This window comes from Helicobacter anatolicus, from assembly GCF_021300615.1.
In the GTDB taxonomy this organism is placed as follows: Bacteria; Campylobacterota; Campylobacteria; order Campylobacterales; family Helicobacteraceae; genus Helicobacter_H; species Helicobacter_H anatolicus.
Genome location: NZ_JAJTMY010000004.1, coordinates 127,619 through 143,365 on the forward strand (window position 1 = coordinate 127,619; position 15,747 = coordinate 143,365).

Consider the following 15,747-nt stretch of genomic DNA (forward strand, 5'->3'; position numbering starts at 1 on the left):
CCTGCTTATTGTACAGTCTCTTCAGCCTTTGTTTCTATTTTTTGTACTTTAACTTCAGGTTTTTTATTTGCCCGATCTACAAGAGTTTGCCAAGCTTTTTGCTCTTTTTTACTCTCATATTTAATCACGATAAAACGCAAAATATCTTCATTAATTCTATAAAGTCTCTCAAGCTCCAATACCAAACTCGGCTCTGCTTGAAAATAAATTACAAAATAATAACCACGCTTACTTTTTTTAATCTCATAAGCAAGGTTTCTCATCCCCATATCCAAACAAGTTACGATGTTACCACCATTTTTTGTGATAATATCTTTAAAAAAATCAATTTTTGCTTTGATTTCTTCTTCTACTAAAGTAGGTTTTACAATAAACATTGTTTCATAATGTCGCATTTTTTCTCCTTATGGTCTATAGCCCTTATATCCTAAGAGCAAGGATTCTTTCTTTAACTTTCAGAAAAGAACTTTGCATTCTATCATAAATTTGCTTGTAAATTTATTAAAAAACGCATGCCCGCTTCTTTCTCTCCACTTAAATATGTATTCCGCCAAGTGCGCAACCCCTCAAAAATTTTTTGAAATTGCTTTTCTTTAATTTTAATTGCACGATTAATATATTTATCCACAATAAATTTCGGGGGTTGATAACCCAAAATTTCCTTAGCATCACATCTCCCATTAATTTTGATAAAAACACAAAACATAAACAAAATATAAAAATAACGCTCTATTTCCCTAATCATATCCATCTCATCCTCTCCTTCCTCAAGTATCTTTTCATAAACTACCAATATATCTTTGTTTTCAAAAATACTATCTAAAAGATTCTCAAGCCCCACACTCCCCAATCCAAAAGAAAGTTTTTGCAAAATTTCCATTGTAATTTCTTCATCAAAAACTTGATATTTTTCCAACTCCCCCATTGCAATTCCCAAATCATTATTTTGCAATTGCAATAAACTTTGTAATAAATAATCCGCAATTCTTATCCCCAATTCCTCTGCTTTTTGTCTTAAAAGAATTATACTCTCCATCATCGTTGGTGCAAAAAACTGCACATCAACAAAACCTTCTTTCCTAAACATTGCTCCAAAACTTCTAAAGTCCTGTGCGTATTGCACAGGACTCTTATTTTCAGAACGAAAAAAATTAATAATTAACATATTGTCAGGATTATTTTTTAAACATTTATATAAAGCCTCTACTTCTTTTTTAGGAATTTTGCTATCAAGTTTCAAAACCACAATACTCTTATCTCCAAATAAACTCCCCTGTCCCAAAATATCCAAGACTTGAGAAATATTATAATCTGAAAAATAAAAAGTATTAATACTTGCACCAGGCATTCTATCAAGAATTTTTTTTGTATAAAAATTTATATAAAACTCACTATCCCCATAAAATAACATCCCTTGAGGCAATTCTTTTTGCAACAAAATATCAAAATCTCTTTTATACATTATTTTTGTTGAATCCCCTTAAAAACTGCAAAGATTCTAGCATTATTTAAATCCACATCTGTTATTTCTACCAAAATTTTATCAAATTTCTCCACCTCAAAACACCCCTCCACCACAATCCTAGCCCCTAATATTTCACCCAAACCTTTAGCCAAAACTGGATACTGAACATCTATCACCATAACTTCAACTTCTCTTCCTTGATTTCGCAATGCCCAATGCATATATTTCCGATCCTTAAAACCGATTTCCATTTTTGCAATTTTGCGTTCTTGTTCATTTAAAAATGCACAAAGAGAATCTGTATGTGTAAGCAAAAAATCTATTTTTTTATTTCCGCGTAAAATTTCTTTTAACAAGCGATGTAAAAACAAATCGCTATATCTACGAATCGGGGAAGTAAAATGTGTATAAGCCTCAAAACCTAAGGCAAAGTGCTCTTCTTTTTTACTTGCATATTGTGCCTTATTTTGCATTTTAATAATCATCTGGTCAATCTCTTTTATCATTCCATTTTGCACAGCTTGTCTTTGAATATCTTTAATTTGTGTGTGAAAATCTGCCCTTAAAATTAAAAATCCTAAATTCTTTAAATCAAAAAATAATATTTGTTTTTTTTCCTCTTTTATTGGGGAATGCACCCTAAAGATCCCTTTTGTATAACCCTCTAGCATTTTTGCAGATTCTTTATTTGCTAAAAGCATCGCCTCTTCTACAATTTGATGACTTTTCGTCTCTTCATACACAAAAACACTTTCTAAGGAATTGTTTGCATTAAGTTTCATTGCAACTTCTGATGAACTAAAAGCATAGCCTTTTTCTATTCTTTTTTTATAAAGTTTTTGAGCAACTTCATAAAAACTCTTAATACTTTTAGCAATATCTTGCTTTATTGCATGATTCTTTCCCTCCAAAAAATTATCTACTTCCTCATAAGTAATATTTTGGTGATTACAAATAATAGATTCAAACAAATGGCTTTTTTTAATTTCATAATTTTTATCAAAAAATATCATCCAGGTAAACGCTAATCGTATAGCACCTTCTTTAAGAGAACAAATATTTTCACTCAAATTTCTTGGCAACATAGGATAGCTTTTATGCGGAAAATATAGACTAAACCCCCGCTGTCTTGCTTCTATATCAATTACACTATCTTGTGTTACATACTCACTTACATCTGCAATTGCCACATACAAAATCTTTTTTTTACTATCAAAAAAAATCGCATCATCATGATCTTTAGCACTACTGGGATCAATCGTATAAAAAGGCAAATGACTAAGATCTATACGATCTAAATATAACGACTTATCCACCTCCACTCCAAAACTTTGCGCATAATTATTACTTTCTTCAGAGAATTCCATAGGATGCATATAATGTAATAAAATAATTTTTTCATCAATTGCTTCATCTTCTAAAACCCCCAAAATCTCTAGAATCTTTTGCCCTTTCATATCCATTAAAATAACACATCCTCTAGGTAGCTGACGCAATGCTTTTTGTGCAATTGGCAAAGAAATAGGACGAGGTTTTTCCTCATACATTTTATAACCAACAATTTTACCTTTATGCAAATCTAAATAGCACAAAAATCGGTTACAGGATTGCAAAATATCTATAATAACAACACTGATTTTTCCTCTTTTTTTAACCATCTTAGCCACTACGATATCACCCTTATGACCAGAACAATAAGAAGAGACAAAATATTCTTGCTTTTTAGCCAAGTCACTTACAAACATAGAATTATTTCGATAAAAATCAATAACCCCAAATACAAAACTTTCATGAAGTTGAAAAATTTTTCCATTAGTTTTAATACAACCAAGTTTTTGCAATCGCAAATACAATGGGTGATACTTTTTAGTAATCTCCTTGCATCCAAAAGCAATTTGTAACAAAAACTCTATCATAATAAAGCTTCTTGCATAATAGAAAACACCTCAGGAATTTCTTGTCCGCAAAATAGCTCAAATGCCAATACTCCTTGCATAATTAGCATATTTTTTCCATCCATATTTTCTATTTTTAATTCCCTAGCAAGTCTTAAAAAAGGTGTATCACCATACATCAAATCATAAGCAAATTTTGCATGCACTAAAATTTTTTTTAACCATTTCTCCTCAAAAGGCAACATATTTTGCAAACCTGCTGCTGTGGCATTTACTACTAAATCATATTGATAATCCTTCAAATCACTCGCCACAGAGCAAGAAAAATCATTCTCTAACGCCCTAAGTCTAGAAGAGGTTTTATTAACAATATATACTTCTTTATGATTTTCTTGCAAAATATAAGCAACAGCCTTTGCAGACCCTCCCGCCCCCAGAATCAAAATTTTTTTGCACTCCAAATCCTTAATAGTTTCATAAAATCCAGGTGCATCAGTGTTATAACCATAAATCTTACCAGAACGCAAAACCCAAGTATTTACCGCTTTAATTTTTTTAGCAATCCCTAGCACCTCATCACTTTGCAAATATGCCTCTTCTTTAAATGGAACTGTGATATTTGCACCACATAACCCTAAATCCAAGAAAGTTTGATAAAGCCTTGTTGGATCTTTTAAAAGATATCTTCCATAACTCCCCAAAAAACCAATCTTAGTGCGCAAAACTTCAAAAGCATGGTTATGCATTAAAGGGGAAAGAGAGTGGGCAATAGGATTGCCAAAAACACAATATTGTTTATTCATCAATATTTAACAATAAATCCATAAAAATATATCCACCACGCTCAAGTTTTGCCCAACCATTCTTGACAGATTCTATAAGCACAACTTCATTTTTATATGCACGATCAACAATTTTTGCACGGAATAATGGTTGCTGTCTAATATTTGCAATATCTACTTTTACGCGATATTCTTGAAGTTTCTTTTCTTCTTCTTTAATAATATTTTTGGGATCCAAAAATACAAATCCTCTTGAAGTTTCTCCCCAACTATTTTGTTCTGAAAAAACTTCCAACACATCATTTTTATATGCCCTTGCTATAATTGCAGCTCTAATAGATGGATTGGCTCTAATATTTAAAATATCTGTTTTTACACGATATTTTTGCACAAATGATAGTTTTTCAACATCTTTTGTTATTTTTTTTATCTCTGATTCTTCCTCTGCACTAAAAGATTTTTCTACTTTTTTTGCTTTAGAAAAAATAGAAAAAAATGTCTCTTGTGTCTTATCTTTTTTACCAAAAAAAACCACAATTCCAACATAAATAAAAACACAAAAAATCAAAAAAATAAGAGGAGTGATAAAAATTTTTAAAAATCTAAAAATATTATTCATCATCTAAGATTAATGCCCTCGTATGCATCTTGTACTTCTCCAATCACATATCCATCTGTATGATTTAATACAAAATCCAATTCTTTTTTCTCTACAACAAGCACCATTCCAATCCCCATATTTAACACACGATACGCCTCTTGCATCTCAAGATGTTCTACTAAAACATTAAAAATCTCTGGTGTTTGAATTAAATTCCTATCCACTTCTCCTCCAAGTCCCTGTGGAAAAATTCTTGGAATATTTTCTAATATACCACCACCTGTAATATGTGCCAACCCCTTAATATGTGTAGAAATTTTTTTGTAAGTTTTTACATAAATTCTTGTAGGTTCTAATAACACATCAATAAGCGTTCTCCCATAAAAATCATCATTAAAATCTTTTTTTAATACATCAAACAAAATTTTTCTCACCAAAGAATAACCATTACTATGCAAGCCACTACTAGGCAATGCTACTAAAATATCGCCTTTTTGTATATTCTGATTTTTATTGAGATCTTTTTTTTCTGCAATACCAATAGCAAAACCTGCTAAATCAAAATCTTTTCCATGATACATTCCTGGCATTTCTGCAGTCTCACCACCAATTAGTGCACATTCTGCTTCTTGACACCCCCTAACAATACCACTAACCACTCGTGCAGCATCTTGCTTTTCCAACTTCCCTGTTGCATAATAATCCAAAAAAAATGCGGGGGTACCAAAATTACAAATCAAATCATTTACACACATAGCAACTAAATCAATCCCCACATTATCTAATTTACCACTTTCAATTGCAAGTTTAAGTTTTGTTCCCACACCATCTGTAGCTGCTAACATCACAGGTTCTTTAAATCCACTAGGCAATGCATACGCCCCCGAAAAAGACCCAATATTCCCCAAAACATTAGAATCAAAAGTTTTTTTTACTTCTTGCTTAATCAAATCTACAAAAGCATTACCTTCATCAATATTTACACCCGAATCTTTATAACTTATAGCCATTATGCACCCCTTTATGTCTCTACTAGATTCTACTATATTTTATGAACTTTCTAACATCATGCTCACTAAAATCAAAGTGTCTGCATATCAATCACATAGCGAAAAGAAGCTTTCCCACTTGTAAGTTTTTCGTACACTAAATCAATTTCTTCAGCTCTTGCGCCAATAATTTCTACTTCAGGATAGATTTTATGTTTCAAAGAAAAGTCAAGCATTTCTTGTGTTTCCTTAATCCCACCAATCAAAGAACCATAAACCCTTCTTCCTCCATGAAGCACAAGATTCATACTATCAATTTGTGGAGAATTTTCAGATGGAGGCAAGCCAACAATAGCCATTTCACCACCAAATTTTAAAAGATTAACATACGCATTAACATCATAAGATGTAGGGATAGTAGAAATAATCATATCAAAGCGCTCATGCACTCCATCTGTTGTTGTATAAAATCTTTCAACACCCATTCTTTTTGCAATTTCTTTTTTCCCCTCATTACGCGCAAAAACACTAACCTCTGCACCCATTTTTATCGCATATTTAACCGCCATACTCCCTAAGCCTCCAAAACCTGCCACTGCCACTTTATCTCCCGCCTTTACTTTTGAAAACTTCAAAGGAGAATAAGTAGTAATCCCTGCACAAAGTAAAGGTGCTACAACTTCTAAAGGTGCATCATTTGGTACATTAATCGCAAATTTTTCACTCACAACAATATTGTTACTATAACCCCCATAGGTAGGTTCATTATCGTGAAAACAATCTTTACAATTATAGGTAAAAATTGTTTTTCCATTTTGACAAAATTGCTCTTTAGATTCTTTACATGCTTCACATTCTCCGCAACTATTTACCATGCAACCTACACCCGCATAATCTCCGACCTTAAATTTTTTAACATTTTTTCCTATAGCTATTACACGTCCAACGATCTCATGACCAGGAACCATCGGATAAATCCCTTCACTCCACTCACTTCTTGCACTATGAATATCACTATGGCAAATCCCTGCATATAAAATCTCAATCAAAATATCCCCATCACCCACAGGATGCCTTGTAAAATCAAAAGCCTCAAATTTACTATCTTTTGAAAAAACTGCATACCCTTTAGCCAAAATTCTTTTTTCTTTATCTAGTTTTTGCATCACTTTCCCTTTAATTTTATATCAGATTCTAGCTATTGATTTATTTTACCAAAATCAAGAAAATACCATTTTCTGTGCTTCTTCCAAAATTTCAAGTGCACCTTTTTGTATAAAATTTTGTGCCAAATTTTCTGCAAGATTAAGTGCAAAATCTTTTCTTCCAATAACTAAATCTTTCATAATCTTTTCACCATTTGGCAACCCCAATATTGCCTCAATCTTAATTGTATCTTCCAACAAACTTGCATGCACACCAATAGGCACTTGACACCCCCCATTTAAAGTCTTAATAAATTGTCTTTCTGCCTGTGTACATAATGCGGTATTTTCGTCATTTAAAGTACAAATAAGAGAAAGTAGGTCATCATCAAGACGCATTTCAATCCCCAATGCCCCCTGCCCCATAGCCGGCAAAATCTCCTCAAGCTCAAAAGCCCGTATAAAAGGTACATCACTATGCGTAATCTTTAGGCGATTAAGTCCTGCCTTTGCTAAAATAATAGCATCAAACTCGCCATCAAACAAGCGTTTCAACCTTGTTTGCACATTTCCACGCAAACTTTGTGTGTCCAAATCACTTCTTTTAGCTTTAATTTGCATACAACGACGCAAAGAAGTTGTGCCTACCCTAGCACCAAGTGGCAAAGAATCTAAATTTTCATATTTAACACTCAAAAAACAATCTCTAGCATCCTCTCTAGTTGTAATACATGCAAGGCCAAGTCCATCAACAAATTCTACAGGTACATCTTTTAAAGAATGCACTGCTAAATCAATTTTTTTTTGTAACAAAAGTTCCTCTAGTTCTTTTGTAAATAATCCCTTACCGCCAATTTTTGCCAAAGGGACATCTAAAATTTTATCCCCCTTAGTTTTTACAACCTCAAGTCTTGCTGGAATCTTTAATTCATTTTCCAAACGACTTTTAATGTGTTCTGCTTGCCAAAGCGCTAACATACTTCCCCTAGTCCCAATCACCACTTCTCTCATTTTTTCCCTTTTATCTGTTTTATTTCCTCAATTTCAACATCTATGATTTCATTTTGATGTCCAAAAACACCACTATGTCTATCACCAGAATCGATTTTTTTCGACTTTCCCGTCATAAAAAAATAAGCATTTATCAAAATAACCAATCCGATTATATCGCCTAATACCCCTGGCAATATCAATAAAATTGCACCAAAGATTTTAGAAAGATTGCCCTTAATAAATTCCATCGGATCTGTTCTATTTAAGGTAAATTCTCCCAAAGTTTCTAAAAAACTAAGTTTTGTATAAAGTAAAATTGCCCCTCCAATCAAGGCAGAAATAATAATTTCTACAAATATCACCCAAAACCCTAATTTATCACTAAGATAGATAGTGCTGATTAACTCCAAAACAAAGTATAGAAAAATAAATTTTAAAATTTTCATTTATGATTCTCTAAAAATTGTACAATTTCTTGAATCTCTGCATTAAGATAAGTTTTTTGCATTCCATCTCTATGTATAATTTCAACTTTGTTATTTTCTAATTCCTTGCCAATCACAATACCCTTATAGCTCCCAATTAATTCAAAATCCTTAATCTTAAAGCCAAATCGCTCAAGTCTATCATCAAGCAAAACTTCAATATTTTTTTGTTTTAATGCCTTGTATAACTCCTCACCAAATTCTCTTTCTATTTCATTTTTACTATTAGAAATAATAATACTCACAGCAAAAGGTGCACTAGCTTTTGTCCACACACAACCTTTTTCATCACTTTTTTGTTCTAAAATTGCAGATAAAAGTCTCGAAATACCAATTCCATAAGACCCCATAACAAAAGGTTGCATTTTCCCATTTTGATCAAGATACATAGCTTGCATTGCCCCAGAATACTTTGTCCCAAGCTTAAAAATATGCCCAACTTCAATACCTTTTTTATACTCCATCACACTGCCACAGCAAGTACATATATCTCCTTCTCTCACTTTAGCCAAATCTGCATACTCAAGCCCCTCAAAAGTACTCAAATCTACACCAACAAAATGATAATTCTCCTCATTTGCCCCACAAATTAAATCTCGCTCCTCTCTTAAATCTTCATCAAAAAATATAAATTCTGATTGGGTAATATTACGCAAAGAATAAGGTCCAATAAATCCCTCACAAAGCCGAGCAGACTTTATATCCTCACTACTTGCATCTACAAGTTCCAAAACATTAGAATTTTTCGCACTCAAAGCATTTAATGCTTTAATTTCCTCCAACTCATCATCTCCACGCACAAAGAAAAAAGCAAGTTTTGGTTTCATATTTTTTTCTGGTAAAAAAATCACTTTTTTTACTACTACTTTCAAAATATAAAAACCACTGATTCTAAAAAATGCACTAAGCTCTTCAACACTCTTAACATTTGGGGTGCTAAATTTTGCAAACTCCGCTTTTGGTGCATCAAAATCTACTACTCTTTTTTGTCTTTTGGCAGCTTCGATATTAGAAGCATACTCACAATTTTTACACACAACAATTGTATCTTCCCCGCAATCTGCCAAAACCATAAATTCCTTGCTACCACTACCTCCAATTGCTCCACTATCTGCATCCACAACCCTAAAATCAAGCCCCAATCGCGTAAAAATTCTTTTATAAGCTTGATGCATATTCTCAAACTCTCTATCTAAATCTTCATAACTAGTGTGAAAACTATACGCATCTTTCATAACAAATTCTCGCCCTCGCATTAAGCCAAAACGCGGTCGCACTTCATCGCGAAACTTGAGATTAATTTGATAAAAACTTACGGGTAAATTTTTATAACTTTTAATAAAGTTTCTTGCAATATCAGTGATTGCCTCCTCATAAGTTGGTCCTAAAACAAAATCATTATTCTTACGATCCAAAAATCTCAAAAGCTCCTTGCCATATTTTTCATAACGCCCTGATTGCCTCCACAATTCTGCAGGTGTTACAAATCCCATTGCAATCTCTATGCAACCAGCACCATCCATTTCTTCTTTGACAATCTGAGAAATTTTATCTAACACCCTTTTTCCTAAAGGTAAAAAATTATAAATCCCACTACCAATTTGATGAATATACCCTCCTCGTATCAAATACTCATGACTCTTTAAAACTACATCTTTTGGGGTTTCTTTAATAGTGGGAATAAAAAATTGAGAAAAACGCATTACTATCCTTTTATTTTACTGGAGTTTCATATTCACATTTATAAGCATTTAACAAAACTCCTTCTCCCTTAATATCAAAAAAGCTTTTGATAGACTCTAAAATAATATCAGATTCTTGTTTATTTACACAATCTCTTAACTTTTGTGTGGGAGCGTGTAAGAAAGTATTAAAAGCTTGATGCAAAATTTTTTCCACACTATATTGCTGATCCGGTGCAATATAGCCTTTTTTTAATGCTCTTTTTATTTCTTTCATAGAAGCTTGTTTAGCCAATTCTCTAATCTCTTTTATTAAGGGTTCAACATCTAAATTTTGTAACCATTGATTAAACTCCATTGTCGCAATTCCAACAATTTGATATGCTTTATGCATATTCTCTCTTTTTGTTGCAAGATTATTTTGCACTACCTGATTTAAATCATCTACAACAAAAATCTCAATCTTCTCATCTCTAAAATGCTCAATATCCCTAGGAACTGCCAAGTCAAACCAAAATCTTTTAAATTCTACTTCTTGCACCATTTCTTTTGAAATTACACAAGAATCTGCTGCTGTCGCACTAAACACAAAAGGATAAAAATTGAGCATTTTTTGCAAATCTTCAAAAACACATGAGGAAATTTTATATCCCTCTTTGGGATTCTCTAAAATAAATTTTTTAATTTTTTCTTGATCGCGATTACAAATCATAATCTCATAACCCTGTGTTAAAAGATGTTTAGCATTCAACCTTCCCATCTCTCCAAAACCAATAACAAGAGCCTTTTTTGGCAAATTATGCTGAACTTGGAACCTTGTAGCTTGTTGTGTGGCAACAGAGGCAATAGATACAGAGTTTTTAGAAATTTCTGTTTGATTGCGCACTTTTGCTGCACATTTAAAAGCAAAATGTATTAATCGCGTCAATGCTTTATTACACAATCCTGCATCAAAAAATATTTTATAAGCACTCTTAAATTGTCCAGTAATTTGAGTTTCGCCAACCACAACACTATCTAAGCTACTCACTACACAAAAAATATGGTGAATAGCCTCAACTTCTTGATATACTTCTGCATTTGCGGATAAAACTTCTTCACCAATTTTTTTTATTTCTGCAAGCTCTTTAAGTGTCTTTGCAATCATTTCTTCTATATTTTCTACATAAAAATAAAATTCTGTCCGATTGCATGTAGAAACTAAAAGCACCTCTTGCGCACCATAGTCTTTTAATTTTTTTGCAAAAGCAAATGAATCTTCTTGATTAAAAGCAATTTTTTCTCTCAATTCTATAGGGGTTTTTCTATGTGAAAAACTCAAAGCACAATATCGCATTTTTCTTCCTTAAAACTCTCTAAAAATCATTTCTCTTACAATTTTTTCCAAACCTTCATCTCCCTTAATTGCTTCCAATGCCTGCATACCACAATCCAAAGCAACTTTTTGTGTATCTTTAAAAATTTCAAATTCTTGCATTTTATTTAAAATCCATTCTTTTGCCTCAGAATCTTGACTTTTAAAAAAACTTTGTAGTATCTCTTGATCACCTTTGGATAATTTTGCATAAAGTAAAATATAAGGAAGCGTTGTTTTTCCTTCTGCAAAATCATTCATTGCTGGTTTTCCAAGCTGTCTTTCATTACCAAAAACATCCAACAAATCATCTACAATTTGAAATGCAATACCCAAATTTAAACCATATGTATAATATTGCTTAGCATCTAATCCTGCCAAAATCGCTGCACTTTTTGCACTACTTGCAATTAATGATGCAGTCTTATCCTCTATCATTGCAAAATACCTTGCTTTATCTGGACAAAAAGCTTGTGCCATTACCACATCATTAATCTCCCCCCTAGAAAGGCGTACTACACAATCTGATAAAGTTTTTGCGATTTCTCTATCAAAAAAGAGAAGTTCATAAAATGCCTTAGAATAAAGCACATCACCAAGCATAATAGCATTTTTATTACCAAACAAAGCATTTATAGAAGGCTCTCCTCTACGCAGCAAAGAATCATCAATAACATCATCATGAAGCAAAGATGCATTTTGTATCATCTCAACAATTGCACATAATTTTACAATATCTGGATGATCAAAACAAATCGATAACATCAATTTAGAACGCAACATTTTTCCACTTTGAAATTGAGAAAAAAAATTCTCAATACTTTGATCTTTTAATTCTTGTATAAATGAAAATATTTGCGTATGAATTTGTTTTAGTTTTTCTTCTTTCATTGTCTTCCTTATCTATTTAATACAAAATCTGCTTGCCCTTGTACTCCCAACCAAAATTTTGCACTCCTACTTGAAAAATCAAAATCCTTATACAAAATGACCAGTTTTGAATTATCACTACCATCAAGCAAAAGATTATATTGATTACGCTGATAATCAAGATACAAAATAAACTGATAAGGAAAATCATCATATTTTAGCAAAATTACAATTCCATCCTTTTTTAACAAAGTCCAGCGCATTGTAAAATTTTTTACACTTCTATTAGTATAGACTTTTGCACTAGCCACCTCATCTTTTTTCAAAATAATTTCTTGCTCACTTCCCCAATCAATAGGAACAGCATATAAACAATAAAAAAAAGCAAATGATAAAAAAATAAATTTTTTATTCATTTTCACTTAAAATTTTAGCCATAGATTCTATAGCCAAATCTGCCTTTTTATTTCCAATATCTTGTTGTAAATCTTCATCAAAATGTAAAAGTCTTGCCTTCTCCAAAAGTTTATCTTCTAGCCCCTCTTCATGTATGAGAGTTTCACACAATGCCAATCTCTCTAACAAGTTTTCTAACTGCTTTTGAACCAAGCTTCTATTTGCATGAAAAACAATATCTTGCCATTTTTGCACAGGATTTCCTTGCAACACCTCCAAGTCTTCCCACATTATTTTCTCCTTACACTAATAGAATTCTTATGAGCACCAAGCCCTTCAATTTCTGCCAATCTTTCACAAGAAGATGCCAAATCTTCAAACCCCTCTTTTGAAAGATAAATAATGGAACTTTTTTTCATAAAATGCTCCACACTAAGTGGTGAAAAAAATCTTGCACTACCACCTGTTGGCAAAGTATGATTAGGTCCTGCAATATAATCCCCCATTGCCTCTGGCGCATAAGGACCTATAAAAATTGCTCCGCTATGTTTAATGCGTGCAAGCATCTCCAAGGGATTTGCTATTAATAATTCTAAATGTTCAGGTGCAAGTGTATTGCTAAGATTTAAACACTCTTTAATATCTCTACAAAGAATAATTACTCCGCGATCTTTTAAGCTAGTAGCAGCAATACTCTCTCTTTGTAAAGTAGGTAGCGTTTGCATAAGAATCTCTTGTACCTCCTGACTTAATTCCTTGCTATCTGTCAATAAAATTGCACTTGCCATTTCATCATGTTCTGCTTGTGCCAACAAATCATTTGCCACAGACCTTGCATCAGCACTCTTATCAGCAATCACTACGATTTCACTAGGACCTGCCACCATATCAATCATTACATCGCCAAAAACCATTTTTTTTGCCGTTGCTACAAAAATATTACCCGGACCAGTGATTACATCAACTTTTTTTATATTTTCTGTTCCATAGGCCATCATTCCTATTGCGCCCGCACCACCAATTTTATATGCTTCTTTAATTCCACAGAGATAAAGTGCTGCTAAATATAAAGAGTTAGGTGCATTATTTGGAGTAGGGCTACATACTACAATTTCATCAACGCCTGCTACAATAGCAGGTATAGCATTCATTAGAAGCGAACTTGGATAAAATGCCTTACCTCCAGGAATATATAGCCCCGCTCTCTCTACAGGTGTAATTTTTTGTCCTAAAATATTCCCATTATCCTCAAAATCCAACCAACTTTTTGCCTTTTGTTTGGAATGAAATGCATAAATACGATCGTATGCTTGATGCAATGCCTTTTTATCAATAGAATCTAATTTTTCATAAGCATTCTTACAAGAATCAAAAGAAATCCGCAAATCCTCTACATCACTAGGTTGCCAATTATCAAACATCGCTACTTGTTGCAATACTGCTTGATTACCACCTTGTTGGATAGAATCTAAAATCTCCATCACCTTAACAACCACTTTTTTACCATCAACTCTCCCGCGATTACAAATGCTTTGAAATACTTGTGAAAAATCATCTTGTGTAGTTTTAATAATCTTCATCTTTATTCACTCGCCCCTCAAAAGAGGGGAAAAATTAAGCTTGTGCAGCTTTAAGCATCCAAAGAGATTTTTGCAAACTACTGATTTTTTCATCTGCGTAATTTGCTACAGGCTTATCATTATTTTCATCTGCAAATTGTGAAAGCTTTTTGAAATTCTCAAGAAGATAAGTATAATCTTGAGCGATTGCCGCAAATACTTCTCTAGAAGTAAAACTTTTTTTACTCTCTTCTTTAATTTTTGCAACCTGCAAAGCTTCAGATAATGTAATTACAGGAACTTCACCCATTTGTGCAACCAACTCTGCTAAATCATCAAACATTGTTGCAAATTCTCCATAAATTGCTTCAGTAGCACTATGTACTTGATAAAAATCACTCCCCTTTACATTCCAATGAAAATTATGAATTTTCATGAAAAGCACTAAGCTATCTGCTTGTAATTGTCGTAATAATTCAATAGTCTTATTCATAATATAACTCCTTCATAATAAAACTCATGTACTCTGAAGTGTATAAAAAAAATGTAAATTATTAAACTCATGATTACAACAACCTGCTCTTATCAATTTTATGTAACCAAAATTCATATTTGTCCATTAAATTGAAGCACTAATTATATTAAAATGTTTATGATAAAATAAGAGAATCTAAAAAATAAAGGGAAGCTCATGTTTCGCTCTACACTGCTTTTTTGTAGTTTTATCTTTTCCCTGCTTTATGCTGAAGAAAAGCTCATCGCAGGGATTGCTATCACAGTTAATGGCGATCCTATCACGCTTTATGAAATTGCAGAAATACAAAAAATGCAAAAAATTACCAAAGAAAAAGCTATTGACATTCTTATTTCTGAAAAACTTAAATCCCAAGAAATTAAACGTTTAAAAGTAAATATTAGCGAAGAAAAGCTTGATGAAGAAATTCAAAATATGGCATATAGAAATGGCACAGATCTTGAAGGTTTTTATAAAGCACTCAAATCCCAAGGTATCAAAATAAAAGACTACAAAAAAGATCTCAAAAACCAAATTGAAACCCAGGAGCTTATGCGAAATGTCTTATTATCCAATGCAAATAACTCTGGTGAAGCAGAGATGAAAGAATATTACGATAAACATCCCGATGAATTCAATATGCCAAAAGAAGTAGTAGTTATGCGATATAGCTCTAGTGATTCTGATCTTTTGAAAAAAGCTATCAAGACTCCTGATATTGCTGTTAGAGGTGTGGAACGCGCACAAGAAAAAATGTCATTAGAAATGATGGCACCACAGATTGCACAAGTCTTTACAAGCACAAAAATAGGTGAATTTACCACTATTTTAAATGCAGGCAATAATACTTATGTAACATTTTTGATTAAAGAAAAAAAAGGTGCGGAAAAAACTTCGTTTCAGCAAGCAAAAAATTTTATCGCACAAAAACTTATTGAAAAACGTCAGGATAAAATCCTTGAAGATTATTTTGAAAAAATCAAGCAAAAAGCAAATATTATCACAATTAGAAACTAA

The 15,747-nt window shown here is 32.4% G+C and carries 17 protein-coding genes; 1 reads left to right on the forward strand and 16 read right to left on the reverse strand.

The genetic code is table 11. The features are described 5' to 3' along the window. Window positions 1-5 precede the first annotated feature (5 nt). The 16 genes from rpsF to LW133_RS06400 all read right to left on the reverse strand — a co-directional run bounded on the left by rpsF (window position 6) and on the right by LW133_RS06400 (window position 14,709). Entirely contained in the window at window positions 6-395 is a 390-nt protein-coding gene (rpsF, locus tag LW133_RS06325) for a 30S ribosomal protein S6 (RefSeq protein ID WP_233077568.1), read from the reverse strand. Window positions 396-478: 83 nt separating this feature from the next. After that, window positions 479-1,462 carry a DNA polymerase III subunit delta gene (holA, locus tag LW133_RS06330; protein ID WP_233077569.1) on the reverse strand — a complete coding sequence of 328 codons (984 nt, stop codon included), beginning with the start codon at window positions 1,460-1,462 and terminating at the stop codon, window positions 479-481. Then, a complete protein-coding gene (locus tag LW133_RS06335) occupies window positions 1,462-3,381 on the reverse strand; it encodes an RNB domain-containing ribonuclease (protein WP_233077570.1) in 1,920 nt (639 codons plus the stop codon). Before LW133_RS06335 ends, holA begins: the two co-directional genes overlap by 1 nt. Continuing rightward, the gene (locus tag LW133_RS06340; RefSeq protein ID WP_233077571.1) at window positions 3,378-4,163 is read right to left on the reverse strand and encodes a shikimate dehydrogenase; all 786 of its coding nucleotides are present in this window, start codon (window positions 4,161-4,163) and stop codon (window positions 3,378-3,380) included. Before LW133_RS06340 ends, LW133_RS06335 begins: the two co-directional genes overlap by 4 nt. After that, on the reverse strand, window positions 4,156-4,761 hold the full coding sequence (locus LW133_RS06345) for an SH3 domain-containing protein (RefSeq protein ID WP_233077572.1): 606 nt from the start codon (window positions 4,759-4,761) through the stop codon (window positions 4,156-4,158). Before LW133_RS06345 ends, LW133_RS06340 begins: the two co-directional genes overlap by 8 nt. Beyond that, window positions 4,761-5,753, reverse strand: a complete 993-nt coding sequence (gene purM, locus LW133_RS06350; protein ID WP_233077573.1) for a phosphoribosylformylglycinamidine cyclo-ligase — start codon at window positions 5,751-5,753, stop codon at window positions 4,761-4,763. Before purM ends, LW133_RS06345 begins: the two co-directional genes overlap by 1 nt. A 71-nt stretch (window positions 5,754-5,824) precedes the next feature. Then, on the reverse strand, window positions 5,825-6,898 hold the full coding sequence (locus LW133_RS06355; RefSeq protein WP_233077574.1) for an NAD(P)-dependent alcohol dehydrogenase: 1,074 nt from the start codon (window positions 6,896-6,898) through the stop codon (window positions 5,825-5,827). Window positions 6,899-6,952: 54 nt separating this feature from the next. Then, window positions 6,953-7,888, reverse strand: a complete 936-nt coding sequence (hemC, locus tag LW133_RS06360; protein ID WP_233077575.1) for a hydroxymethylbilane synthase — start codon at window positions 7,886-7,888, stop codon at window positions 6,953-6,955. After that, the gene (locus LW133_RS06365) at window positions 7,885-8,316 is read right to left on the reverse strand and encodes an FxsA family protein (RefSeq protein ID WP_233077576.1); all 432 of its coding nucleotides are present in this window, start codon (window positions 8,314-8,316) and stop codon (window positions 7,885-7,887) included. Before LW133_RS06365 ends, hemC begins: the two co-directional genes overlap by 4 nt. Continuing rightward, window positions 8,313-10,058 (reverse strand): proline--tRNA ligase, encoded by a 1,746-nt coding sequence (locus LW133_RS06370; protein ID WP_233077577.1) that lies wholly within the window; start codon window positions 10,056-10,058, stop codon window positions 8,313-8,315. Before LW133_RS06370 ends, LW133_RS06365 begins: the two co-directional genes overlap by 4 nt. A 10-nt stretch (window positions 10,059-10,068) precedes the next feature. Then, window positions 10,069-11,373: a glutamyl-tRNA reductase gene (gene hemA, locus LW133_RS06375; protein ID WP_233077578.1), complete on the reverse strand. Its 1,305-nt coding sequence runs from the start codon at window positions 11,371-11,373 to the stop codon at window positions 10,069-10,071. Window positions 11,374-11,382: 9 nt separating this feature from the next. Further along, window positions 11,383-12,282, reverse strand: coding sequence for a polyprenyl synthetase family protein (locus LW133_RS06380; protein WP_233077579.1), 900 nt, complete (start codon window positions 12,280-12,282; stop codon window positions 11,383-11,385). An 8-nt stretch (window positions 12,283-12,290) separates the two neighbouring features. Continuing rightward, the gene (locus LW133_RS06385; protein WP_233077580.1) at window positions 12,291-12,677 is read right to left on the reverse strand and encodes a hypothetical protein; all 387 of its coding nucleotides are present in this window, start codon (window positions 12,675-12,677) and stop codon (window positions 12,291-12,293) included. Further along, window positions 12,670-12,948, reverse strand: coding sequence for a DUF2018 family protein (locus LW133_RS06390; protein ID WP_233077581.1), 279 nt, complete (start codon window positions 12,946-12,948; stop codon window positions 12,670-12,672). Before LW133_RS06390 ends, LW133_RS06385 begins: the two co-directional genes overlap by 8 nt. Then, a complete protein-coding gene (hisD, locus tag LW133_RS06395; protein WP_233077582.1) occupies window positions 12,948-14,237 on the reverse strand; it encodes a histidinol dehydrogenase in 1,290 nt (429 codons plus the stop codon). The genes LW133_RS06390 and hisD overlap by 1 nt, the downstream gene beginning before the upstream one ends. A gap of 34 nt (window positions 14,238-14,271) precedes the next feature. Next, on the reverse strand, window positions 14,272-14,709 hold the full coding sequence (locus tag LW133_RS06400) for a Dps family protein (RefSeq protein WP_233077583.1): 438 nt from the start codon (window positions 14,707-14,709) through the stop codon (window positions 14,272-14,274). Between the two features lie 198 nt (window positions 14,710-14,907). On the opposite strand from LW133_RS06400, the gene LW133_RS06405 reads away from it, so the two are divergent. Continuing rightward, window positions 14,908-15,747 carry a SurA N-terminal domain-containing protein gene (locus tag LW133_RS06405; RefSeq protein WP_233077584.1) on the forward strand — a complete coding sequence of 280 codons (840 nt, stop codon included), beginning with the start codon at window positions 14,908-14,910 and terminating at the stop codon, window positions 15,745-15,747.

Coding starts and splice junctions, on each gene's coding strand:
- LW133_RS06355 (WP_233077574.1), bottom strand. CDS start 6,898: ATGCAAAAACTAGATAAAGAAAAAAGAATTTTGGCTAAAGGGTATGCA.
- LW133_RS06390 (WP_233077581.1), bottom strand. CDS start 12,948: ATGTGGGAAGACTTGGAGGTGTTGCAAGGAAATCCTGTGCAAAAATGG.
- LW133_RS06380 (WP_233077579.1), bottom strand. CDS start 12,282: ATGAAAGAAGAAAAACTAAAACAAATTCATACGCAAATATTTTCATTT.
- LW133_RS06340 (WP_233077571.1), bottom strand. CDS start 4,163: ATGAATAAACAATATTGTGTTTTTGGCAATCCTATTGCCCACTCTCTT.
- hisD (WP_233077582.1), bottom strand. CDS start 14,237: ATGAAGATTATTAAAACTACACAAGATGATTTTTCACAAGTATTTCAA.
- purM (WP_233077573.1), bottom strand. CDS start 5,753: ATGGCTATAAGTTATAAAGATTCGGGTGTAAATATTGATGAAGGTAAT.
- rpsF (WP_233077568.1), bottom strand. CDS start 395: ATGCGACATTATGAAACAATGTTTATTGTAAAACCTACTTTAGTAGAA.
- hemC (WP_233077575.1), bottom strand. CDS start 7,888: ATGAGAGAAGTGGTGATTGGGACTAGGGGAAGTATGTTAGCGCTTTGG.
- LW133_RS06345 (WP_233077572.1), bottom strand. CDS start 4,761: ATGAATAATATTTTTAGATTTTTAAAAATTTTTATCACTCCTCTTATT.
- LW133_RS06370 (WP_233077577.1), bottom strand. CDS start 10,058: ATGCGTTTTTCTCAATTTTTTATTCCCACTATTAAAGAAACCCCAAAA.
- holA (WP_233077569.1), bottom strand. CDS start 1,462: ATGTATAAAAGAGATTTTGATATTTTGTTGCAAAAAGAATTGCCTCAA.
- hemA (WP_233077578.1), bottom strand. CDS start 11,373: ATGCGATATTGTGCTTTGAGTTTTTCACATAGAAAAACCCCTATAGAA.
- LW133_RS06385 (WP_233077580.1), bottom strand. CDS start 12,677: ATGAATAAAAAATTTATTTTTTTATCATTTGCTTTTTTTTATTGTTTA.
- LW133_RS06335 (WP_233077570.1), bottom strand. CDS start 3,381: ATGATAGAGTTTTTGTTACAAATTGCTTTTGGATGCAAGGAGATTACT.
- LW133_RS06365 (WP_233077576.1), bottom strand. CDS start 8,316: ATGAAAATTTTAAAATTTATTTTTCTATACTTTGTTTTGGAGTTAATC.
- LW133_RS06400 (WP_233077583.1), bottom strand. CDS start 14,709: ATGAATAAGACTATTGAATTATTACGACAATTACAAGCAGATAGCTTA.
- LW133_RS06405 (WP_233077584.1), top strand. CDS start 14,908: ATGTTTCGCTCTACACTGCTTTTTTGTAGTTTTATCTTTTCCCTGCTT.